General features: G+C 72.4%; 22 protein-coding genes and 1 pseudogene. 6 read left to right on the top strand and 17 right to left on the bottom strand.

Annotated elements, in window-relative coordinates:
- Nucleotides 1-151 precede the first annotated feature (151 nt).
- From Voc01_RS53590 to Voc01_RS40080, 4 genes and pseudogenes are all read right to left on the bottom strand, one after another.
- Nucleotides 152-387: pseudogene (locus tag Voc01_RS53590) on the bottom strand (IS110 family transposase); the annotation flags it as partial.
- Nucleotides 388-475: 88 nt separating this feature from the next.
- Entirely contained in the window at nucleotides 476-2,092 is a 1,617-nt protein-coding gene (locus Voc01_RS40070; protein ID WP_203932934.1) for an ABC transporter permease, read from the bottom strand.
- Nucleotides 2,089-2,979, bottom strand: coding sequence for an ABC transporter ATP-binding protein (locus Voc01_RS40075; protein ID WP_203932935.1), 891 nt, complete (start codon nucleotides 2,977-2,979; stop codon nucleotides 2,089-2,091). Before Voc01_RS40075 ends, Voc01_RS40070 begins: the two co-directional genes overlap by 4 nt.
- 2 nt (nucleotides 2,980-2,981) lie before the next feature.
- Nucleotides 2,982-3,611 carry a TetR/AcrR family transcriptional regulator gene (locus Voc01_RS40080; RefSeq protein WP_239160838.1) on the bottom strand — a complete coding sequence of 210 codons (630 nt, stop codon included), beginning with the start codon at nucleotides 3,609-3,611 and terminating at the stop codon, nucleotides 2,982-2,984.
- A gap of 89 nt (nucleotides 3,612-3,700) precedes the next feature.
- Here Voc01_RS40080 and Voc01_RS40085 point away from each other — a divergent pair, with 89 nt between their 5' ends.
- Nucleotides 3,701-4,057 carry a PRC-barrel domain-containing protein gene (locus Voc01_RS40085; RefSeq protein ID WP_203932936.1) on the top strand — a complete coding sequence of 119 codons (357 nt, stop codon included), beginning with the start codon at nucleotides 3,701-3,703 and terminating at the stop codon, nucleotides 4,055-4,057.
- 58 nt (nucleotides 4,058-4,115) lie between these two features.
- Here the strand turns inward: Voc01_RS40085 and Voc01_RS40090 are convergent, their stop codons facing one another.
- The 4 genes from Voc01_RS40090 to metX all read right to left on the bottom strand — a co-directional run bounded on the left by Voc01_RS40090 (nucleotide 4,116) and on the right by metX (nucleotide 7,773).
- Entirely contained in the window at nucleotides 4,116-4,481 is a 366-nt protein-coding gene (locus tag Voc01_RS40090; protein WP_203932937.1) for a nuclear transport factor 2 family protein, read from the bottom strand.
- A 361-nt stretch (nucleotides 4,482-4,842) separates the two neighbouring features.
- Nucleotides 4,843-5,322, bottom strand: a complete 480-nt coding sequence (locus Voc01_RS40095) for a CoA-binding protein (protein ID WP_203932938.1) — start codon at nucleotides 5,320-5,322, stop codon at nucleotides 4,843-4,845.
- Complete coding sequence (locus Voc01_RS40100; RefSeq protein WP_203932939.1) at nucleotides 5,309-6,616, bottom strand: O-acetylhomoserine aminocarboxypropyltransferase/cysteine synthase family protein; 1,308 nt, start codon at nucleotides 6,614-6,616, stop codon at nucleotides 5,309-5,311. The genes Voc01_RS40095 and Voc01_RS40100 overlap by 14 nt, the downstream gene beginning before the upstream one ends.
- Nucleotides 6,607-7,773 (bottom strand): homoserine O-acetyltransferase MetX, encoded by a 1,167-nt coding sequence (metX, locus tag Voc01_RS40105; protein ID WP_203932940.1) that lies wholly within the window; start codon nucleotides 7,771-7,773, stop codon nucleotides 6,607-6,609. The genes Voc01_RS40100 and metX overlap by 10 nt, the downstream gene beginning before the upstream one ends.
- Nucleotides 7,774-7,855: 82 nt before the next feature.
- Here metX and Voc01_RS40110 point away from each other — a divergent pair, with 82 nt between their 5' ends.
- From Voc01_RS40110 to Voc01_RS40120, 3 genes are read left to right on the top strand one after another with little or no spacing between them, the layout of a single operon-like run.
- Entirely contained in the window at nucleotides 7,856-8,407 is a 552-nt protein-coding gene (locus Voc01_RS40110) for an OsmC family protein (protein ID WP_203932941.1), read from the top strand.
- Nucleotides 8,400-9,623, top strand: a complete 1,224-nt coding sequence (locus tag Voc01_RS40115; RefSeq protein WP_203932942.1) for an NAD(P)-binding domain-containing protein — start codon at nucleotides 8,400-8,402, stop codon at nucleotides 9,621-9,623. The genes Voc01_RS40110 and Voc01_RS40115 overlap by 8 nt, the downstream gene beginning before the upstream one ends.
- A complete protein-coding gene (locus tag Voc01_RS40120; protein ID WP_239160839.1) occupies nucleotides 9,620-10,066 on the top strand; it encodes a cupin domain-containing protein in 447 nt (148 codons plus the stop codon). Before Voc01_RS40115 ends, Voc01_RS40120 begins: the two co-directional genes overlap by 4 nt.
- Here the strand turns inward: Voc01_RS40120 and Voc01_RS40125 are convergent.
- Nucleotides 10,047-11,123: a RuBisCO large subunit C-terminal-like domain-containing protein gene (locus Voc01_RS40125; RefSeq protein ID WP_203932943.1), complete on the bottom strand. Its 1,077-nt coding sequence runs from the start codon at nucleotides 11,121-11,123 to the stop codon at nucleotides 10,047-10,049. The genes Voc01_RS40120 and Voc01_RS40125 overlap by 20 nt on opposite strands.
- A 147-nt stretch (nucleotides 11,124-11,270) precedes the next feature.
- On the opposite strand from Voc01_RS40125, the gene Voc01_RS40130 reads away from it, so the two are divergent.
- Nucleotides 11,271-12,773, top strand: coding sequence for an ankyrin repeat domain-containing protein (locus tag Voc01_RS40130; RefSeq protein ID WP_203932944.1), 1,503 nt, complete (start codon nucleotides 11,271-11,273; stop codon nucleotides 12,771-12,773).
- A gap of 3 nt (nucleotides 12,774-12,776) precedes the next feature.
- Here the strand turns inward: Voc01_RS40130 and Voc01_RS40135 are convergent, their stop codons facing one another.
- From Voc01_RS40135 to Voc01_RS40160, 6 genes are read right to left on the bottom strand one after another with little or no spacing between them, the layout of a single operon-like run.
- A complete protein-coding gene (locus Voc01_RS40135) occupies nucleotides 12,777-13,628 on the bottom strand; it encodes a phosphogluconate dehydrogenase C-terminal domain-containing protein (protein ID WP_203932945.1) in 852 nt (283 codons plus the stop codon).
- Nucleotides 13,625-14,401, bottom strand: a complete 777-nt coding sequence (locus tag Voc01_RS40140; RefSeq protein WP_203932946.1) for a sugar phosphate isomerase/epimerase family protein — start codon at nucleotides 14,399-14,401, stop codon at nucleotides 13,625-13,627. The genes Voc01_RS40135 and Voc01_RS40140 overlap by 4 nt, the downstream gene beginning before the upstream one ends.
- The gene (locus Voc01_RS40145; RefSeq protein ID WP_203932947.1) at nucleotides 14,398-15,132 is read right to left on the bottom strand and encodes a triose-phosphate isomerase family protein; all 735 of its coding nucleotides are present in this window, start codon (nucleotides 15,130-15,132) and stop codon (nucleotides 14,398-14,400) included. The genes Voc01_RS40140 and Voc01_RS40145 overlap by 4 nt, the downstream gene beginning before the upstream one ends.
- On the bottom strand, nucleotides 15,129-15,581 hold the full coding sequence (locus Voc01_RS40150; RefSeq protein WP_203932948.1) for a ribose-5-phosphate isomerase: 453 nt from the start codon (nucleotides 15,579-15,581) through the stop codon (nucleotides 15,129-15,131). Before Voc01_RS40150 ends, Voc01_RS40145 begins: the two co-directional genes overlap by 4 nt.
- Nucleotides 15,578-17,293 carry a dihydroxyacetone kinase family protein gene (locus Voc01_RS40155; protein ID WP_203932949.1) on the bottom strand — a complete coding sequence of 572 codons (1,716 nt, stop codon included), beginning with the start codon at nucleotides 17,291-17,293 and terminating at the stop codon, nucleotides 15,578-15,580. The genes Voc01_RS40150 and Voc01_RS40155 overlap by 4 nt, the downstream gene beginning before the upstream one ends.
- 14 nt (nucleotides 17,294-17,307) lie before the next feature.
- Nucleotides 17,308-18,666, bottom strand: coding sequence for an MFS transporter (locus Voc01_RS40160; protein ID WP_203932950.1), 1,359 nt, complete (start codon nucleotides 18,664-18,666; stop codon nucleotides 17,308-17,310).
- A gap of 118 nt (nucleotides 18,667-18,784) precedes the next feature.
- Between Voc01_RS40160 and Voc01_RS40165 the strand changes: the two genes are divergently transcribed.
- Nucleotides 18,785-19,510: a FadR/GntR family transcriptional regulator gene (locus tag Voc01_RS40165; RefSeq protein WP_203932951.1), complete on the top strand. Its 726-nt coding sequence runs from the start codon at nucleotides 18,785-18,787 to the stop codon at nucleotides 19,508-19,510.
- A gap of 84 nt (nucleotides 19,511-19,594) precedes the next feature.
- Here the strand turns inward: Voc01_RS40165 and Voc01_RS40170 are convergent, their stop codons facing one another.
- A complete protein-coding gene (locus Voc01_RS40170; protein WP_203932952.1) occupies nucleotides 19,595-19,768 on the bottom strand; it encodes a twin-arginine translocation signal domain-containing protein in 174 nt (57 codons plus the stop codon).
- A gap of 108 nt (nucleotides 19,769-19,876) precedes the next feature.
- Nucleotides 19,877-21,136: an APC family permease gene (locus Voc01_RS40175; RefSeq protein ID WP_239160840.1), complete on the bottom strand. Its 1,260-nt coding sequence runs from the start codon at nucleotides 21,134-21,136 to the stop codon at nucleotides 19,877-19,879.
- Nucleotides 21,137-21,181 lie beyond the last annotated feature (45 nt).

Consider the following 21,181-nt stretch of genomic DNA (forward strand, 5'->3'; position numbering starts at 1 on the left):
TGGCTGGCCCGTTGTCGGGGCCGCTCCCGTCGCCACCCTGTTGATCATCTTCACTGGCGAGAAGGCGCCGGCGGAACCCTGATCCCGAAAGCTCTTTAGACGAGTGATTCCTGACCCGGCCGGTGAGCGGCGTGGCGGATTGACCAGGCGTGCCGGGGTGCGGGTCGGCGATGCGGCGCACGGCCAGCCCCGGGAGGTGGGCCGCTTCGTGCCCGCTGGCCCGCGCCAGCTGTCGGTAGGCGCCGATCGATGCGGCTGGTCGACGACCGCGCTCCGCGCAGAACGCCGGCGGCGCCGTTTCCTGGCCGGCCCGACCGCGTGATGGCCGTCCCTGCCGACGTCCGGGCCGAGGAACACCCCCGAATCCGCCCTCGGATCCGCCCGCACGCACTGGGCTCCTCGCCGCGTCGTGGCCTCCGCTGAACCCACCCGGCTCGGCGACAACGCCCCAGGGTCATGCACGCGACGGGGACGGTCAGGGGACGAGGTCGCGGCGGCGGAACAGGCCCATGCCCAGCGCGGTGAGCACGGCGGCCACGGCCACGAGGGCGGCGAGCGGCAGGGCGGCGTCGTGCCCCGCGGGGAGGGCGGGTACGTGGCTGAACGGGGAGACGTCGCGCACCGCCTGCGGCAGGCCGAACAGGTCTCCGAGCAGCCCGCACGCGATGCTCACCGCCAGGCCGGCCCAGGCCACCGCCGCCACCGCCCGCGGCAGGCCACCGAACACGAGCACGACGAACCCGGCCACGACCAGCGCTCCCGGAAGCTGGGACAGCGCCGCCCACACGAGGGTGGGAACGCCCGTATCCCCGCCGGAGGCACGGTCGGCGGACCCGGCGCCGACGCCCGCGGCCAGCAGCACGACGGCGGCCCCGCCGACCGCGCACGCGACGTGCGCGGCGACCCAGCGGGTGCGGCCGACGGCGGCCGACAGCACCGCCTCGGCCGCGCCGCCCGACTCCTCCGACCGCAGCCGCAGCAGGGCCTGCACCGCGAACGCGGCCGCCAGCACCCCGAAGACGTTCATCATCGCGCCGTAGTAGGCGTCGACCGGGGCGGCGCCGCCACCGCCGGCGAGCCGGTCCAGGAGGTCGGCGACCCCGTTGTCGCCGCCGAAGGCATCGGTGACCGTGCCGCCGAGCGAGCCGATCCCGACGCCGAACGCGGCGGCGCCGAGCACCCAGCCGATCGTCGTGGCGCGGTTCATGCGCCAGGCGAGGCCGAACGGGCCGAGCAGCGCGCGCGAGGCGGTCGTCGGGCCGGGGCGGTCGGGCACCAGGCCGGTGCCGAGGTCGCGGCGCGTCGCCAGCAGAAAAGCCGAGGTGACCGCGAGAGCGGCGCATACCACCGGTAGCGCCAGCACCCACCAGCGCTCGGCGCCGAACGGCCGGACCAGCATGCCCCAGCCCAGCGGCGACAGCCACGACGGCCAGCCGCTGGCGACGGTGACGCCGCCGGGAACCGGGTCGCCGAGGGCGTCGCCGACGCCGCGGACCAGGAACGCGACGCCGACCGCGGACGCGGCGCACGCGTTGGCGGCGCGGGAGGAGCGGAACACCTGCGCGGCGACGGCGGCCAGCCCGGCGAACACCCAGCCGGTGACGGCGCAGGCGGCTCCGAACGCCACCGACCCCGCGGCCGGGAGCCCGGTGGCCAGCAGCGTGCCGGTCGTCGCCAGCCCGAACAGCAGGCCGGCTGCGCCGGCGAGGAGGAGCGCCGCGGCCAGGGGAGCCCGCCGGCCGACGGCACCGGCGCGGACCAGTTCGGCGCGGCCGGTCTCCTCGTCCTGCCGGGTGTGACGCACGACCGCGAACGTGCTCATCAGCGCGACCAGCACCAGCGTGAACGCGAGGTTGCGGAAGCTCACCAGCGCGCCGGGGCCGGTACCGACCGGGGTGCCGCGCATCAGCAGCACGGCCGGGCTGCCCGCGGCGACCCGCAGCGCGTCGGCGCGGCCCCGCGCGTCGGGGAACTCGTCGACGACGGCGGCGACGCCGGCCGCGAGCACGGCCGCGGACGCCAGGATCCAGACCGGGAGCTGGACGCGGTCGCGCCGCAGCGCGAGGCGCAGCAGCCGGAGCGTGCCGCTCACCGGACGTCCGCCGGGCGGTAGTGGCGCATGAACAGCTCCTCGAGCGTCGGCGGGCGGCTGGTGAGCGCCCGCACGTCGCGGTCGGCGAGGTGGCGCAGCAGCCCGGGCAGCGCGTCGGGGTCGACGTCGAAGGTGGCCCGCGGGCCGTCGACGTCGAGGTGGTGCACACCCGGAAGGTCGGCCAGGCCGTCGATCGGCCCGGCCGTCTCGACGGTGACGGACGTGCGGGCGAGGTGACGCAGGTCGGCCAGTGTCCCGGTCTCGACGGTGACGCCGTCACGGATGATGCTGACCCGCGAACACAGCGCCTCCACCTCGGCGAAGATGTGGCTCGACAGCAGCACGGTCGCGCCCCGGGCGGCGGCCTCGCGCACGGTCTCCTGGAAGGCGGCCTCCATCAGCGGGTCCAGGCCGGAGGTCGGCTCGTCGAGGATGAACAGGTCGGCCCGCGACGCGAACGCCGCGACCAGCGCGACCTTCTGCCGGTTCCCCTTCGAGTAGGTGCGGCAGCGCCGGCCGGGATCGAACTGGAAGCGGTCGACGAGCGTGCGCCGGTCCTGGCGGCCGTTCCCGTGGAGCGCTCCGAGGAGGTCCATCGCCTCGCCGCCGGTGAGGTTAGGCCACAGGCTCACGTCGCCGGGCACGTACGCGACGCGACGGTGCAGCGCCACCGCGTCGGTCCACGGGTCGCGGCCGAGTACCTCGGCCCGGCCGGCGCCCGCCCGCAGCAGGCCCAGCAGGATCCGGATGGTGGTGGTCTTCCCGGCGCCGTTCGGCCCCAGGAAGCCGTGCACCTCGCCGGCGTTCACGGTCAGGTCGAGCCCGTCGAGGGCACGGGTGCGCCCGAACGTCTTGACCAGGCCCTCGGTTCGGATCGTGGCGGTCATGGTCAGGCTCCTTCCGCCAACCGGTCGATCGCGGTGTGGATGTCGGCTGTCTGGTCGGGCGTGAGCAACGCGTTGGCCATCAGGTCGACCATGCCGTGGTACAGGCGGACGCGGCCGGCGTCGGAGTTCACGTCGACGGCGAGCGCCCGGGAGATCTCGGCCGGCATGAGGAACCCGGCGACCTGCATGACACACAGCACGACGGCGGTCGCCCGCAGGTCGCGGGTCTGCGCCCCGGCTGCCCGCAGCCACTCCTCGGCCTGCCGCACGACGTCGTCGAACATCACGGCGGCGGCCTCGGAGCCGTCGAGCATCGACTTCATCAGGTACCGCTGCAGCAGCCGCATCATGGGGGTCTGCGCGCCCATGAGGGCGTCCTCGGCCAGGTGACCGTTGGCGAAGGCCTCCTCGCGCAGCCGCGTGATCCGGTCCATCGCGTAGGTGTCGCAGGCGTCGCGGAGCGCCTCCTTGGACCCGAAGTGGTGCCGGATCAGCCCCGACGACACCCCGGCCGCGGCCGCGATGTCACGGATCGACGCGTTGGCGACCCCGTGCTCGGCGAACAGCTGCAGGGCCGCGTCGCGGATTCGCGCACGGGCGGTGAGATCCTCGGACGCGGGGATGCTACTCACGTGTGCAATTTACTACACGGGTGTGTAGTGACGCCAGAACGCCTGCTCCCGCTGGTTTCCCACATGCCCGCACCGGGCACGTGAGCGTCATGTTTTCCGCTGAGAACCTGCGCGACTGGCGAGGCGAGAAGGTCATCGACCCCAACGGCGACAAGATCGGCGAGCTGGAGGCGGTGTACGTCGACACCGCCTCCGACGAGCCCGCGTTCCTCACCGTGCGGGTCGGTTTCATCGGCCGGCACCGGCTGGCGTTCGTCCCGGCCGCCGGCGCCACCGTGATGCCCGACGCCGTGCGCGTGCGCTACGACAAGAAGCTGGTCGGCGAGGCCCCCACCATCGACACCGACGGTGAGCTGACCGCCGCCGACGAGCCCAGGGTGTTCGCGCACTACCAGCTCCCCTACGCGACCGGCATCTCCGGCGAACGCCGCCTGGCCAGGCGCTGACGCGCCGGGCAGGCGGCTCTCTGCTCCGACGTGCCCGCCGGTCAGCCGCGCCCGCCGGTCAGCGGTGGTCGTTCTCGGTGAGCGGGATGACCCAGGCCCGCCGCTCGGCGATCAGCCCGTCGCGGATCACGAACACCTCCGCCATCGACATGCGGACCGGATCGCCCTCCGCCTGCGGTGCCCACCCGCTCAGCTCGGCCATGACGGTGTCGCCCTCCTCGACCATCCGCACGACGTCGAGCCGCGGAGGGCCGGCCCAGCCCGGGCCCTCGATCGCCACGTCGTAGGCCTGCTTGCCGGTCAGCTGGAAGTGGCCGTACACGGTCCAGCGGATGTCGTCGGTCAGGCACGCCAGGATCCGGGCGTGGTCGTTGGTCCGGAAGCCGTCGAGATAGGCCTCGACCAGCCGCTTGTTCGGTGACATGCTCCGCTCCTCCCGGGGTCCACCGCGGACACCCGCCGACGGTGGTCGGAGCGGGTGGCGGAATCTTGACGGTGAGGCAGCGTTTGATGTCGGCGTTGGTGCGCCAGTCGTGCCCGCCGGCCGGGCCCCTTATCGGCGAGCACCACCACGCCGGGACCTGCGCGCCGATACCGCCGACAGACCGGTGTCGTTCCCGGCACCGCCGCCACGGAGGTCGAAGGGACTCTGACGGGTCGCGGCCCGCTCCCACCGCCCCCTGCCTGGTGAGCGCCGATCTTGCAGTCATGGCCGCACCTATGTGCCGACATGTCGTGTTTTAGGTGGGGCCACACCTGCAAGATCGGCGCGGGGATGGCCGCGGTTACTGGAGGCCGGTGCGGACCGAGGTGATGCGCTGCGTGTTGAAGCCGAGCCAGTGCATGCGGCCCAGGTAGCGGGCGTGCTCGATCTTGATGCAGCGGTCCATCACCACGGCGACGCCCTCGTCCTCCGCGATCCGGGCGCCCTCCTCGTTGATGACGCCGAACTGGCACCACAGGGTGCCCGCCCTGATGGCGACCGCCTCGGCGGCGATCCCGGGCAGCGCGGCCGGCGCCCGGAACACGTTGACGATGTCGACGGGCACCGGCACGTCGGCGAGGCTCGGGTAGCTGGCCTCGCCCAGGATCTCCTTCTCGCGCGGGTTGACCGGGATCACCCGGTAGCCGTGGCGCTTGAGGTAGTAGCCGACGAAGTAGCTCGCCCGCAGCTCGTTGTTCGACAGGCCGACGATCGCGATCGTCTTCGCGGTGCTGATGACCCGCTGGATGGTCTCCGCGTTCTGGTACTTAGCGAGATCCATGTGCCGCCACTTTCGCGAAGCCCTGCTCCAGGTCCCAGATCAGATCGTCGACCGACTCGGTGCCGACCGACAACCGCACGGTGCCCGGTGCCACCCCCGCCGCGCGCAGCTCGTCGTCGCCGAGCTGGCGGTGGGTGGTGCTGGCCGGATGGATGATCAGGCTCTTGGCGTCGCCGACGTTGGCCAGGTGCGACCACAGGGACACGCCGCGGATGAGGTCCTGCCCACCGGTGCGGCCGCCCGCGCAGTCGAACGAGAACACCGCGCCGGCGCCGCGCGCGAGGTACTTCTCGACCAGCGGCCGGTACCTGCTCCCCGGCAGCCCGGGGTAGGTGACGTTCGAGGCGAGCTCATGCGCGTCGAGGAAAGCCGCGACGGCGAGCGCGTTGCCGACGTGGCGCTCCATGCGCAGCGACAGCGTCTCCAGGCCCTGCAGGAACAGGAACGCGTTGAACGGCGACATCGCGCCGCCGAGGTCGCGCAGGGTCTCGGCACGCAGCTTCATGAGGTAGCCGTACGTGCCGAACGTCTCGTGGAACTGCAGGCCGTGGTAGGCCGGCGACGGCTCGGCGATCACCGGGAACCGGCCGTTGGACCAGTTGAACGTGCCCGCCTCGACCACGACCCCGCCGATGCTGGTGCCGTGCCCGCCGATGAACTTGGTGGCCGAGTGGATGACGATGTCGGCGCCCCACTCGATCGGGCGGCACAGGTACGGCGTGGCGAACGTGTTGTCGACGATCAGGGGCAGGTCGTGCTCGTGCGCGATCGTCGCCACGGTCTCGATGTCGAGCACGTTGCCGGCCGGGTTGCCGATCGTCTCGCCGAAGAACGCCTTCGTGTTCGGTCGCACGGCCTGCCGCCAGGCGTCGGGGTCGTCGGGGTCGACCCACGACAGCTCGACGTTCATCTTGCGCAGCAGGTGCTTGAACTGGTTGACCGTGCCGCCGTACAGCGCGGAGCTGGACACCACGTGGTCACCCGGCTGGAGCAACGTGAACAGCGCGGCCGCCTGCGCGGCGATGCCGCTGGCGAACGCCACTCCCCCGACGCCGCCCTCCAGGTTCGCCACGCGCTCCTCGAACACCGCGACCGTCGGGTTCATGATGCGCGAGTACGTGTTGCCGTACTCCTGGAGGTTGAAGTAAGCGGCCGCCGACTCGGGGTCTTCGAACACGTAGCTGGTGGTCTGGAAGATGGGCACCGCGCGGGCACCCGTGTTGGGGTCGGGCCGCTGACCGGCGTGCAGCTGCCGGGTCTCGAATCCGAACTCGCGCTCTTCTTCTACTCGCACAGGAATCTCCGGATGATGGGCGTCTGGCGGGCCTCCTCGAGGAGGAAGCAGTCGTGCCCGTAGGGCGCGTCGATCAGGTGGTACTCGACCGGCTTGCCCAGCTTACGCAGCGCGGCCTCGATCTCCTCCGAGGCGACCGGTGGGTAAAGCCAGTCACTGCTGAAGGCGATCAGAAGAGCCCGGGCCCTGACATTCTCCAGCGCCTTGTCCAGAGAGCCGTGCTCGCGGCCGAGGTCGAAGTAGGTCAGCGCGCGCGACAGGTACAGGTAGGTGTTGGCGTCGAAGCGCCGCACGAACGAGTCGGCCTGGTGGCGCAGGTAGCTCTCCACCTCGAACTCGGGCTCGGTGATGGTGTACCGCACGTCGTCGGCGAACTGCAGGCGCCGGCCGAACTTGTCCCCCAGCGCCAGCGCCGACAGGTACGTGATGTGCCCCACCATCCGGCCGACACCCATGCCACCGTCGGGTTTCCGACCGGTGCCGTAGTAGTGGCCGCCCTGCCACGCGGGGTCGCGCATGATGGCCTCGCGCGCGATCGCGTTCCACGCGAGGCCCTGCGGGTGCAGCGCGTGTGTGCTCGCGATCACCACGATCGAGTCGACGTCGTCGGGGTACCGCACCGCCCACTCCAGCGCCTGCATGCCGCCCAGCGATCCGCCGGCCACGGCGGCGAGCCGCGCGATGCCGAGCGCGGAGAGGAACGACCGCTGCACGCGGACCATGTCGGCGACGGTGATGACGGGAAAGTCCGACCCGTACGGCTTTCCGGTGGCCGGGTCGGTCGACGACGGTCCCGTCGTGCCCTTGCAGCCACCGAGCAGGTTCGTCGACACCACGAAGTACCGGTCGGTGTCGAACGCCTTGCCGGGCCCGATCATCCCGTCCCACCACCCGAGGCCCCGGCCGGCGGTGCCGTCGCGGTCCTCGGCGGCGAACCCGTCTCGCGTGCTGTCGGCCGACGGAGACGGCGACACGCCCGCCGCGTGAGCATCGCCACTGAGCGCGTGGCAGACGAGAATCACGTTGTCGCGCGACGGCGCGAGGGTGCCGTATGTCTCAAAGGCGATACGGATCGGGCCCAGTTCCCGGTTAGAGTCCAACCGCACCGGCCCGGGAAGGTCCAGGAACTGGGTCTCTACGGTGCCGATGGGATTCATTTCGAGGTTCCGTTCTTTCCGCGTTATTGTCTATCACCCCGGTAGGTTGAACGGGGGTTGTGAAGAAAGTGAGGCGAAGCATATGACCACTTCGACCGACAACGGTGTCAATGTTCAGGCACTGCTCGACGCCCGCGAGGTGTTGAAGGGCGCGCCCGAGGCCGCCCAGTTCACCTGGCGCGCGCAGTCGCAGTGGAAGAACGGTGTCGCCAGCACCACGAAGGTACAGAAGTTCTTCGGCCTCGGCGCCGAACAGAACCACAAGGCCGAGCACGCGTTCGACGCCGACCACCCCGAGGTCTTCGCCGCCACCGACGAGGGCATCACCCCGATCGAGTACCTCCTCGTGGGTCTCGCGTCCTGCCTCACCGCCGGTGTGGCGTCCGTCGCACAGAACCGGGGCATCCAGCTCCGCTCGGTCGAGGCGACCCTGGAGGGTCACCACGACATCCGCGGCATCCTCGGCGCCGACAGCGACGTCCGCAACGGCTTCAACGACATCAAGGTGACGTTCCACATCGACGCCGACGCGTCGAAGCAGGAGATCGAGGCGCTGGTGGCCCAGTCGCAGAAGCGGTCCGCCGTGTTCGACGCGCTCACCAACCCGACGGACGTCACGGTCGAAGTTGCCTGAACAGGTCGATGTTGTCGTCGTCGGGGCCGGACACGCGGGTCTCAGCGCCAGCCACTTCCTCACCGAGCGGTCGATCGACCACGTGGTCCTCGAACGCGGCGAGGTGGCGAACTCGTGGCGCACCGAGCGCTGGGACTCGCTGCGCCTGCTGACGCCGAACTGGCAGAGCCGGCTGCCCGGGCACCGGTACACCGGTGACAACCCCGACGGCTACATGTCCATGGGCGAAGTGGTCGACTTCATCGACCACTTCGCCCGGGTGGCGCGGGCGCCGGTCCGCACGAACACGACCGTCGAGAGCGTCACGCGCGTCGACGGCGGCTACCGCGTGCTCACCGACGACGGTGAGCTCCGGTGCCGGGCCGTGGTCATCGCGAGCGGCGCCTGCAACGTCCCGTCGGTCCCCCCGCTGAGCGCGGCGGTGCCGGCGGAGGTCGACCAGGTGACCGCGTTCGACTACCGCGGCCCCGACAAGCTCGCCGAGGGCGGCGTGCTCGTCGTCGGCGCGAGCGCCACCGGCGTGCAGTTGGCGCACGAGATCCGGCAGTCGGGCCGGCCGGTGACCCTGTCGGTGGGTGAGCACGTCCGGATGCCGCGCACGTACCGCGGCCACGACGTGCTGTGGTGGATGGACGCCACCGGCATCTGGAGCCAGCGTTACGACGAGGTCGACGACCTCGACCGGGCCCGCCGGCTCCCGTCGCCGCAGCTGGTCGGCACCCCGGAGCGGCGCACGCTCGATCTCAACGCGCTCACCGCGGCCGATGTCGCGCTGGTCGGTCGGTTGGCCTCGATCCGGGACGGAGACGCGCTGTTCTCCGGTGGCCTGCGCAACGTGTTCTCCCTCGCCGACCTGAAGCTGGAGCGCCTGCTGGACTCGTTCGACGAGTGGGCCGCCGCGAACGGGCACGACGCGGGCGACCCCGAGCGCCCCGAGCCGACCCGCACGCCGGCGAAGCCGCCATGGAAGCTCGACCTGCGGGGCGAGATCCGCACGATCGTCTGGGCCACCGGCTACCGGCCCGACTACAGCTGGCTCGACGTGCCGGTGGTCGACGCGAAGGGCCGCCTGAACCACGACGGCGGCGTGGTCGTCGACAGCCCCGGCCTGTACGCGCTGGGCCTGCCGGTGCTGCGGCGGCGCCGGTCGACGTTCATCCACGGCATCGAGGACGATGCCCGCGAGGTCATCGACCACCTACGATCGATCCTGTGAACCACCGCCGGCAACGCGAGCCCTTCGTGTGGGAGGGCGGCGAGGTCCTCGCCTACAAGGAGGACAACGGCACGTTCCGCGCGGTCACCCGCCAGGTGCTCACCGACGCCGGACACGGGCAGGGCACGTCGTTGCGCTACTTCGAGGTCGGCCCCGGCGGGTGGACCACGCTCGAGCGCCACGAACACACCCACGTGGTGGTGCCGATCCGGGGCAGCGGCCGCGCACTGGTCGTCGACCGGGTGGTCCCGCTGGCCCTCCACGACGTGGTGTTCGTGCCGAGCCGGGGCTGGCACCAGTTCCGCGCCGCCGACGACGAGCCGCTCGGTTTCCTGTGCTCGGTGACGGTCGACCGCGACCGCCCGGTGCTGCCGACCGCCGGAGACCTCGCGGCGTTGCGCGCCGACCCGGCGGTCGCCGCGTTCATCCGCGTCGGCTCGTAGCCGCCACGAGGTGTTCGGCGGCGCGTCGGGGGTCACCGTCGCGGTGGAGGTCGGCGCCGATGAGGAAGATCGTGTCGGGACCGTATGCGCCCAGCAGTTCGGGTGCGCGGGCCACCGACATGCCGCCGCCCGGTGCGGGGAGGATGGGCGGCAGCCCGCGCAGCGGACGGCGGGCCGCGTCGGCGATCGCCAGGCACTGTTCCCGGGTGAGGCTGAACCGCCCGCCCCAGCTCGGGAAGATCGTGGCGTCGGCACCGGCGAGCCGCAGCAGCGTGCCGAAGAGCACGTCGGGTGCGATGCCGTGGGTCGCCGAGGCGGTGAACCCGCCCAGGAACGACGGGTGTGCGAGCACCATCCCACCCTCGAACAGGTCGGCGGCGCGCGCCAGCGCGGCGAACCCGGCGACCCCGGGCAGGACGACGACGCCGTGCGCGCCGCTGTCGCGGGCGAACCGGAGCTGCTCCGGGCCGCCGTCGACCACGGGCAGGTAGGCGCTCGACGGGTTGGCGCGCCGCACCGCCTCGGCCACCCGCGGCACCCGCTCCCGGAACGGCGCCCACGGCTGGTTCGCCAGCCCCTGGTCCTCCTTGATGACGTGCAGCCCGCCCGCGGCGACGGCCGAGGCGAGGTCGGCCAGCTGGCCGCCGGTCGCCCCGACGGGCTTGAGCGCGGTCGCGAGCAGCGGACGCGTCGGCTCACCGACCAGCGCCCGCACCCCCGCGACACCCAGCCGCGGGCCGGGCATCGCCGCGACGAGCGCCGCCGGCAGGTCGAGGTCGACGAGCCGCACGCCGTCCTGCAGCGACACGTTTCCGAGCAGCAGCACCAGCAGCTGCGACAGCTCGCCGCCGGCGAGGTCGGCCGGGTAGTCGACGGTCACCAGCGCCGGCCGTCCGGGTCGCTCGACCACCGAGCGCACGTGCGCCAGCGAATCGCGCACGGCGTTCGACGGCGCCAGTTCCGTGGGTAGCTCGTGGCTCTGCTCGACCGCGACGAGCAGCGCCCGGGCGGCCGGATCCTCGGCCGTGATCTCGTACGTGGCCGTGACAGGCTGCATGGCGCCACCGTAGACTGGCCGGCGGCTACCCAGGGAGCCACCGGTCCGCGGAAACGGGCACAGCCCACCTGGGTGCGTTCCGAGTGTCACCCACGCACTCCTTTCGGCCTGACCGAGCGGACATCAGGCAGACGAGAGGAGGCAGCTGTGCCTACCAAAGACCTGCCCGACCACCCCGACATCGACAGCTTCCGTCGACAGGCGCGTGCCCTGCAAAGGGACGCACGGGCAAGCGAACCAGACGCGATCGCGCGGGTCGTGCGTCACATGAAAGACGCCGCACCCGACGGCCTGAAGCTGACCGCCGCCCAGTTCGTGGTGGCGCGCGAGTACGGCTTCGCCAGCTGGCCGAGGCTCGTGCGGTACCTCGAAACGGTTGCCGAACACGGCTTCGACAGCCGGCTCGGCGCCGCGCCGGCGGACGACCCCGCCGACGAGCTGTGCCGGCTCGCGTGCCTGACCTACACCGGCGACGACGGGCCCGAGCGGTGGGAGCGGGCCCGGCGGCTGCTCGCCGACCGGCCCGACCTGACGGCGACGAGCATCTGGGCCGCCGCGGCCGCCGCCCGGCCCGGCGACGTGCGGCGGCTGCTCGACGAACGGCCCGCGCTGGCGACCGAACGCGGCGGCCCGTTCGGGTGGCGGCCGTTGCTGTACCTCACGTACTCGCGGCTGGAACCGGCGCTGGGCGCGGAGTCCGTGGCCCGGTTGCTGCTGAACGCCGGCGCCGACCCGAACGACGGCTACCTCTGGAACTCGCTGCCGTCGCCGTTCACCGCGCTCACCGGCGTGTTCGGACACGGCGAGCAGGGACCGCGGCGCCAGCCGACGCATCCGCGGTGGCGGGAGCTGGCGCGGCTGCTGCTCGACGCCGGCGCCGACCCGAACGACGCGCAGACGTTGTACAACCGCATGTTCGAGTCCGACGACTCGCACCTCGAGCTGCTGTTCGAGTACGGCCTCGGCACCGGCGACGGCGGCCCGTGGCGCCGGCGGATCCCCGACCTCGACCCGCCCGACCGGATGCTGCGCGTGCAGCTGCGGTGGGCGGTCGAGCACCGGCAGGCGGCCAGGGTGCGGCTGCTGGCCGCCAACGGCGTCGACGTCGGCGCGCCGTTCGAGGGCACCGGGCCGGCGTGGAGCCCGGGTGACGGGCAGACGCCGGCCGAGCTGGCCGAGCTGAACGGCGATCCAAACCTCGCCGCGCTCCTCGTGGAGCACGGCGCCGCGCCGCCCGCGCCGGATCCCGTGCGCGAGCTCATCGCCGCCGCGTTCCGCGCCGACCGGTCCACAGTGGACGGTATCCGCGCGGCGCACCCCGACGCGGTCGAGCGGGCCCGGAAGGCCCGCCCGGGCCTCATGGTGTGGGCCGCGGCCCGGGCGTCGGCCGACACCGCCGCGCTCCTGGCCGACCTCGGGTTCGACGTGAACGCCTACGGACGCGGCGACGCGCCGGTGGAGCAGGGGTGGGAGACCGCGCTGCACCACGCCGCCGGCAACGGCGACGTCGATCTGGTGCGCCGGCTCCTGGAGCTGGGCGCCGACCCGCAGCTGCGCGACGGGCGCTTCCAGGCGACGCCGCTGGACTGGGCGCGGCACCTGCACCAGCCCTCCACGGCCGCGATCCTGGAGCCGCTCACGCGGGAGTGACGCTCAGCGGTGGATGTGGTCGAGGTGCAGCATCTGCTTGAGGACGCTGTCGAGTTCGGCGTCGTCGAAGATGGACCGCCAGTCGTCCTTGATGAGCTTCTGGCGGCCGTAGTCCATCGCGATGAGGCAGGCGTCGGAGAACGGGTTGTCGCCGCGCAGCCCGTTCGCCAGCGCCACCTGCACGTGGCCCATCAGCATCGCGCGGGCGGCCGGCTCCGGCACGCCGACGGTGTCGACGGTCTCGCGCAGCGCGTCGTTGAGGAGGTCGCCGATCATGCAGGCGACCACCTCGACGAGCGTCGGCTCGAGGTACGCCAACTGCTTCACGGTGACCCAGTGCACCTCGAGCACCGGCGCGTACATCTCGCGGATCACCCGCTCGGCGGTCTCCGCGGCCGCCGCGTCGCCGGACTCGATCGCCGCGACCACGTCCTGCGGCGCCGCGATGCCGCCGAACGTGTCGTCCAGTTCCTCTTTCGTCTTCCGCTGCAGGAACACCGACGGGTGGCACGGGTGCGCGACGGCGTACTCGATGTCCTCGCGCTGGTACAGCAGGTTCGCGTAGGCGGCGGCCGGGTCGAGGGTCAGCACGATCGTGCCGGGACGCACCCGGGGCACCACCGCCGCCGACACCGGCCCGAGCGCGATGTCGGGCACCGACAGGATGACGACGTCGGCGTTGGCGACCGCGGTGTCCGTGTCGGTGACGGTGCGGCCGGCGTCTTCGGTGCGCCGGATGCCGGCCTCGCCGGTCTCGCAGTAGTAGACGGTGTGGGCGCCGCGCTGCAGGTTGTTCGAGATGCGCATGCCCATCTTGCCGCCCGCTCCGACGACCGCGATGGTGAGTGTTGTCATGGGTTCCAGCTCCTCAGGGTTTCCAGGTTGGTGGCGGTCCAGGTGTCTTCGAGCGCGCAGGTCGTGGCGCTGTCGCCCTGCCAGGGCAGCCAGTGCTCGATGACCTGGTTGATCCCGCGTCCGGCCGGCCGTACGGCGGCGACCATCGCGGCGTAGTCGAGCAGGCCCTCGCCGAGCGGGCAGCCGGCGAGCGTGAAGCCCACCCAGCCGTCGCGCCGCGTGAACGCGAAGTCCTTGACGTGCAGGTTGCGCACCCACGCGGCGGTCTTCGTGACCGTCTCCGTGGGGTGTTCGAGCGCGGCGACGCAGTTCGCCGGGTCGAGGCAGATGCCCAGCGCCGGCGAGTCCACTGTGGACACGACCTCGACGAGCGTCGCCGTGGGCACCTTCTCGTAGGTCTCCAGCGCGAGCGTGACGCCGGCCCGTTCGTAGGCCGGCAGCGCCTCGCGCAGCGCGGCCACCGCGTCGTCGCGGTCCGTCGTGAGCATGCTGCGTACCAGGGTGACGTCCAGGGCGCGGGCCAGCGACAGGTAGCGGGCCAGGTGATCCGGTGCCGTTCCCCGGGTTCCGAGCTCCAACGTGACCCCCCGGCGGTCGGCGTGCGCCCTGAGCCTGGCCGGGTCGTACCCCTCGACCAGCGGGTAGTCGCAGATCTGGAACAGCGGCGCGCCGAGGTCGGCGGTGCGGTCGAGCATGTCGTGGAGGTCGATCGGTCGCGGGTTCGTCTCCGCGTGCCACCGCCAGAAGAACGCGTAGGTGCTCAGCCCGATCACGCCGGGCACCCCACGGCCTCGTCGAGCACGTCGGCGAGCGCCGCCGGGTCGTGCGCGAACCGGCCCAGGAACAGGCCGTCGACCGCCCAGCCGAGCCGGGTCAGCAGCCCGGGCCCGGCGCTTCCGCCGTAGATGACCGAGCACCCGGGCCGGAAGTCGCGCAGTTCGGCGCAGACGGCCGCGATGTGCGCGGCGTCGGCCGGCCGGTCGGCGCCGATGGCCCAGACCGGTTCGTACGCGACCGTCACCGGTCCGGCGGGCGCGGCGCGCAGCGCGGAGGCGAGCTGGCGCGTGCACTCCGCGGCCGCGTCGAGCGCCGGCATCCGGTGCCGTTCACCGAGGCACAGCACCGGAACGAGCCCGTTGCGCAGCGCCGCCGCGGTCTTGGCCGCGACCGTCGCTTCGTCCTCGCCGTACAGCGCGCGGCGTTCGGCGTGCCCGACCTCGACGTACCGGCAGCCGGCCTCGGCCAGCATCCCGCCGCTCACCTCACCGGTGTGCGCCCCACTGTCCTCTGTGGACAGAGTCTGCGCGCCGACCGCGATCGGTGTGCCGCGCAGGATGTCTGTGACCGGTGCGATCGCGGGGAACGCCGGCAGCACGAACAGCTCCACGGTTCCGTCGCGCAGCGCCGGGTGGTCGCCGACCCGGTCCACAATGGACCGGCACCAACGCAGCGTCTGCCCGTACCCGAAGTACATCTTCAGGCTGACCCCGATGACCCGTCTCATCGCGCCTCGTAGGCCGTGATCCGGCCGACCTTCCCCGCCGACGCCGACGCGTCGTCGAACTCGTAGGTCAGCCACTCCTGTGCCAGCCGGCGGGCCAGCTCCAGCCCAATGACGCGCTGCCCGAACGTGAGTACCTGGGCGTTGTTGCTCAGCACCGAACGCTCCACCGAGAAGCTGTCGTGCGCGGTGACGGCACGGATGCCGGGCACCTTGTTCGCCGCGATCGCCACGCCGAGGCCGGTGCCGCACACCAGCAGCGCGCGGTCGGCGCTTCCGCTGGCGACCAGTTCCGCGGCCGCGATGGCCACGTCCGGGTACGGCCGGTCGGGGGTGTCGGCGACGTCGACGACGGACTCCACGCGGTCGCTGCCCCGGAGGTCGGCCTTCAGGGTCTCCTTGTAGTCGTATCCGGCGTCGTCGGCACCGACGACGATGCGGAGCTTGCTCATGAGCTGACCTTCCTCAGTACATCGTGGACGGTGCGCGCGACGAGGCTGAGCGACACTGCGCCCGCGTCGGGGGTGCCGAGGCTGCGCTCGGCGTGCGGTCGCGCGCGTCCCTTGCGGGGCAACAGGTTCCGGGTGTTGTCGGCGGCCTTCTCCGCGGCCGTGGCGGCGGCGTCCCACGCGTCGACGGCCGCGCCGCCGCCGCGCACAGTCGCCGCGAACGCGAGGTCGAGCGGGATCAGCGCGTCGACCATGGTCTTGTCGCCCGGCTCGGCGCCGCCCGCGGCGCAGACCGCCTCGCGCGCCGCGCGCAACGCACGCGCCGTCGTTTCTTCGTCGAGACGCCCGTGGTCGCCGACTGTTCTACCGAAGCTTCGCAGGGCAACGCCCCACAGAGCGCCGGACGTGCCGCCGGCCCGGTCCGACCACGCCTGCGCGGCCGCTGTCAGCAGCGAGCCGGCGCCCGCGCCCCGGTCGTACGCGTCGCGGGCGGCCGCGGCGGCGGCTCCCGTGCCGCGTCGCATTCCGATGCCGTGGTCGCCGTCGCCGGCCACCGCGTCGATGCGGCCGAGCTCGTCGGCGTGCGCGTCGATGGTCACCGCCATCGCGTGCAGCACCTCCACGACGACGGCCGCGGCGTCGCGCGATTCCCGGTCCGCCTCGGGGACTTCGATCTCCACCTTCGGCGCGACCTCGACCTGCGCGGCGGCCGGGACCAACGCGGCCCGGCCGCGGTGGAAGCCGGCGGCGTCGGCCGGTGCGAGCCACAGCCGTTCGAGGTCGGCGTCGAGCCAGGCGAGCGTGAGCGAGACGCCGGCCATGTCGAAGCTGGTGCACAGCTCGCCGACCTCGGGTGCGACGATCGTGACGCCCGCGCCGGCGAGCCTTTCCGCGACGCGGCGGTACACGACGAACAGCTCCTCGTGCTTCACCGAGCCGAGCCCGTTCAGCAGCACCGCCGCCCTGTCACCCTTGTCGGGTCGTTCGACGAGCAGCCGTTCCACCAGCAGGTCGGCGAGCCCGTCGGCGGTGGGCAGTGCCTGCTCGGCGAAGCCCGGCTCGCCGTGGATGCCGAGGCCGATCGCCATCCGTCCACCGGGGACGGTGAACAGCGGCTCCGCCGCGCCGGGCAGCGTGCAGCCGGAGAACGCGACGCCCATCGTGCGGGTGCGGTCGTTCGCCCGGCGCGCCAGCGCGGCGACCTCGGCGAGGCCGCGGCCCTCGGCGGCGGCCGCTCCGGCGACCTTGAACACCACGAGGTCGCCGGCGATCCCCCGGCGCCTGTCGCGTTCGGCGTCGGGGGCGCTGAAGATGTCGTCGGTTACCCGGACGGTCTCGACGTCCAGGCCGGCCGCGCGCAGGTCGTCCTGGGCGGCGTCGAAGTTGAGGCAGTCGCCGGCGTAGTTGCCGTAGGTCAGCAGGATCCCTCCGCCGTGGTCGGCGGCGCGGGCGACCGTGGCCACCTGGCGCGCCGACGGTGAGGCGAACACGTTGCCGACGACGGCACCGTCGGCGAGCCCGGGACCGACCAGGCCGGCGAAGGCCGGGTAGTGGCCCGATCCGCCGCCGACGACGACGGCGACCCGGCCCGCGGGCGTCGCGGTGCTGCGCACCACCCCGCCCGGCACCTGCCGGACGCGGTGGCCGTGCGCGGCCACGAAGCCCTCGGTCATCTCGTCGGCGAACGCCGCGGGGTCGTTGAAGAGGCGGGTCATGTCGTTCTGCTCCTTCAGTGCGCGGCCGCGGCCGGAACGCGGTCCTCGACGGCGACCCGGTCGTGCCGGCCCAGCGCCACCATGAGCACCGAGGACAGCAGCATCAGCACGCCGACCGCGAAGAACGCGACCTTGTAGTCGCCGCCGTTGAGGTCGGCGAGCCAGCCGGTGACGTACGGGGCGGCGAACCCGGCGACGTTGCCCATCGTGTTGATCAGCGCGATGCCGGCCGCCGCCGCGGCGCCGGTGAGGAACTGGGTCGGCACCGTCCAGAAGTTCGGCAGGGCGGCGAAGATCGAGCAGGCGGTGATCGTGATGATGAGGATGGTCACGGTCGGCGACCCGGCGAACAGCGCCAACGGGATGCTGATGCCACCGGTGAGGGCGGGGATCGCGATGTGGCCGGTCTTCACGCCGTGCTTCGTGGCGTGGCGGGTGGCGAGGAACAGCACGATCGCGGCCGGCACGTACGGCACAGCGGTGATCAGGCCCTTCTCGACCAGGTTGAACGTGGTGCCGAACTGGTCCTGGAAGCCGGCGATGATCGTCGGCAGGAAGAATGCCAGCGCGTACAGGCCGTAGATGAAGCCGAAGTAGATGAGGCTGAGCGTCCACACCCGGCCGCTGCTGAACGCGGCCTTGAGCGTGCCCGCGCCGTGCTTCTCGGCGTGGGGCTTCTTCTCGGTGCTGATCGCCTCGGTGAGCCAGTCGCGTTCGGCCGGGGTCAGCCACTTCGCGTCGGCCGGCTTGTCGACCAGGTAGAACCACGCGATCACACCGACGATGACGGCCGGGGCGCCGACGCCGAGGAACATGAACCGCCAGCCCTCCAGGCCGAAGAACACGCCATCGTGGCTGATCAGCCACCCCGCGAGGGGCGCGCCGAGCACGGTGGTGAGCGGCTGGGCCAGGTAGAACAGGCCGAGCACCTTGCTGCGGTACCGCGACGGGACCCACAGGCTGAGGAACAGGATCGCGCCGGGGAAGAACCCGGCCTCGGCGACGCCGAGCAGGAAGCGTAGCCACGACAGCTGCGTGTACGACTGCACGAACGTGAACAGCACCGCGACGATGCCCCAGGTCACCATGATCCGGGCGAGCCAGCGCCGGGCGCCGACCTTGTGCAGGGCCAGGTTGCTGGGGATCTCCAGCAGGATGTAGCCGACGAAGAAGACGCCGGACGCGAAGCCGAACTGGGCGGCGGTGAGTCCGAGGTCCTCGTTCATGCCGTTCGGGGCGGCGAACCCGATGGCGGTGCGGTCCAGGTAGTTGATGAAGAACATCAACGCCACGAACGGGACCAGGCGCAGGGCGACCTTGCGGATCGCGGATCTCTCGACGATGTCTACCGGGCTTGACGCGGCGGGGGTCATACGAACTCCTACATCGAAAACTCTCAGCAATCGAGCTGTGACTACATGGTTGACTCCGATTGGTCTACCTGTCAACCGGTTGACCAATTTTGGTTGACCGGTTGCTAGGATTTGGCATATGCAGACTTCCGACGGCCTGAGCCTCGCGCTCGGGGGCACGATCAAGAGCTCCACCGCCATGGCCGAGGTCACGCGGCGGCTGCTCGACTACATCGCCAGCGGCGCCATCGCGCAGGGCGACCGCCTACCGCCGGAACGCCAGCTCGCCACGCTCATGGGGGTCGGCCGCTCCGCGGTGCGGGAGGCGCTGGCGGCGCTGGAGATCCTCGGAATCGTCACCGTGCGTCCCGGATCCGGCACCTACCTCAGCGGCGGCACGTCCGACCTGCTGCCGCAGACCCTGTCGTGGGGCCTGCGGCTGCACGCCGACAAGACCCGCGAGCTGATCGAGGTCCGTCACGGCCTGGAGACCCAGGCCGCGCGGCTGGCGGCGACCCAGGCCTCCGACGCCTCCCGGCGGCTGTTGGCCGAGCACACCCGCACGATGGAGCAGAACCTGGACGACCTGGAGAAGTTCGTCACCGCCGACATGATGTTCCACCAGGAGCTGGCGGCCGCGACCGACAACGTCCTGCTGCGCGACCTGCTCCAGAGCATCCGGTCGCTGATCCGCCTGTGGGCCGAACGCGCCCTCGACGACGCCGCCTACGCCTCCCTGACCCTCGACGAGCACCGAGCCATCCTGGCCGCCATCGACGCCCGCGACCCGTCGGCGGCCGCCGCGGCGATGGACCGCCATATGGACAGCGCCACCCACCGCCTCCTGTCAACCCTGACCGAGTAACCCCGGCCCACTCCCCCTCGGCGCCCCTCGGCACCCCTCACGCCGTCGATCTTGCAGTTGTGGCCGCCCTTATTTCGGGCTTTGTCAGTCCTTGTCGGGGGCCACAACTGCAAGATCGACGGGGACAGGAGGCGGCGCGGGGCTCGGTTCAGCGGTGGCAATGGCGGCAACGGCGGCCGAAGCGGCCGGTGGGGTTCCGGCGGCGGTCACACCGGCGGTGACGCCGGCAGCCTTCAGGAAGTCTCGACGGTCGAGCACAGCGGACACCTTTCACGGTGGCGTGAACTGCTCGCCCGGTGCGAGTTCGCGCAATGGGTGCCCACGCCATACCCGCGAATCGATACATCGAGAACTCTGGATCTCACGTCACAGGGTCGCGGGCGTGCTCACCCCGGTCCCGCCGAAGACCTTGTGGTAGACGACCGCGACCGCCGCGATCAGCAACGGCCAGACGAGGTAGACACCCGTCGCCGCCAGCAGGGCGGCGACGGCGACCAGCGCGACGAACGCGAGCCGGCGCGTGACGCTGCCCCGCGGCAGCAACCGGATCGCCGCGGCGGTGCCCAGCGCGTAGACCAGCACGAAGCAGCCGCTGGTGAGCAGCACCAACGGACGCACGCCGACGTCGGCGACGGTGACGACCGCCAGCGACAGCGTCGCGCCACCCGAGACGACCCCGAGGCTGCGCCGCGGCACCTCGCCCGCGCGGCTGCCGGCGGCCAGCGCGGACGGCAGCGCGCCGTCGCGGCCCAGGGCGGCGCCGAGCTTGGCCGCACCGGCGTAGTAGGCGTTCATCGTGCCGAGCGTCAGGAGGACCGCGGCGACCGCCGCCAGCGCGCGGGCCGGCCCTCCCACGCCGACCGCGAGCAGGTCGGCCAGCGGCGCCGGTGACCCGCTCGCGGCCGGGCCGAGCACGAGCACCGTCGCCACCGCGACCCCGAGGTACAGCACACCGACCACGACCACGGCGACGGCGGCCGCCCGCGGCAGGTCGCGGTCCGGGCGCCGGAAGTCGGCCGCCAGGTGGGTGATCGCCTCCCAGCCGGCGAAGCTCCACACCAGCAGCGCCGCCGCAGTACCCACGGCGAGCCAGCCCTCCGGCGCGAACGGCGTGAGGTTGTCCAGCCGCGCGTGGGGCAGCGAGGTGACGGTCGCGACCAGCAGCAGTGTCAGGAGCAGGCCGGCCAGGCCGAGCTGCAGCCGGCCGGAAACCCTGACACCGCCGAGGTTCGCGGCGGTGACCGCGGCCATCAACGCGAGCGCGGTGACCGTCGCGGTGACCCGGCCGCCGCCGAGCAGATCGGCCGTGTAGTCGCCGGCGAACAACGCGGCCGCCGGCGCGCCGACCGGCACCGCGAAGTAGAAGCACCACCCGACGACCGCCGAGGCGCGCGGGCCGAACGCGTAGCGCACGTAGGTCGACACGCCGCCGGCGTCGGGGTAGCGGGCGCCGAGCGCGGCGAACGTCGCCGCGAGCGGCACCGACAGGACGACCAGCGCCAGCCACGCGACGAGCGACGCCGGCCCGGCGACCCCGGCGGCCAGTGCCGGCAACGCGACGACGCCGGTGCCGAGCACCGCGCCGATGTAGAGGGCGGCGCCCTGCGGGACGGTCAGTGTGCTCACCGGTCGACTGTGCTTCGTGCCGGCGACCGCGACCAGTGGCAGGAA

Source organism: Virgisporangium ochraceum (genome assembly GCF_016863655.1).
Classification (GTDB): Bacteria; Actinomycetota; Actinomycetes; order Mycobacteriales; family Micromonosporaceae; genus Virgisporangium; species Virgisporangium ochraceum.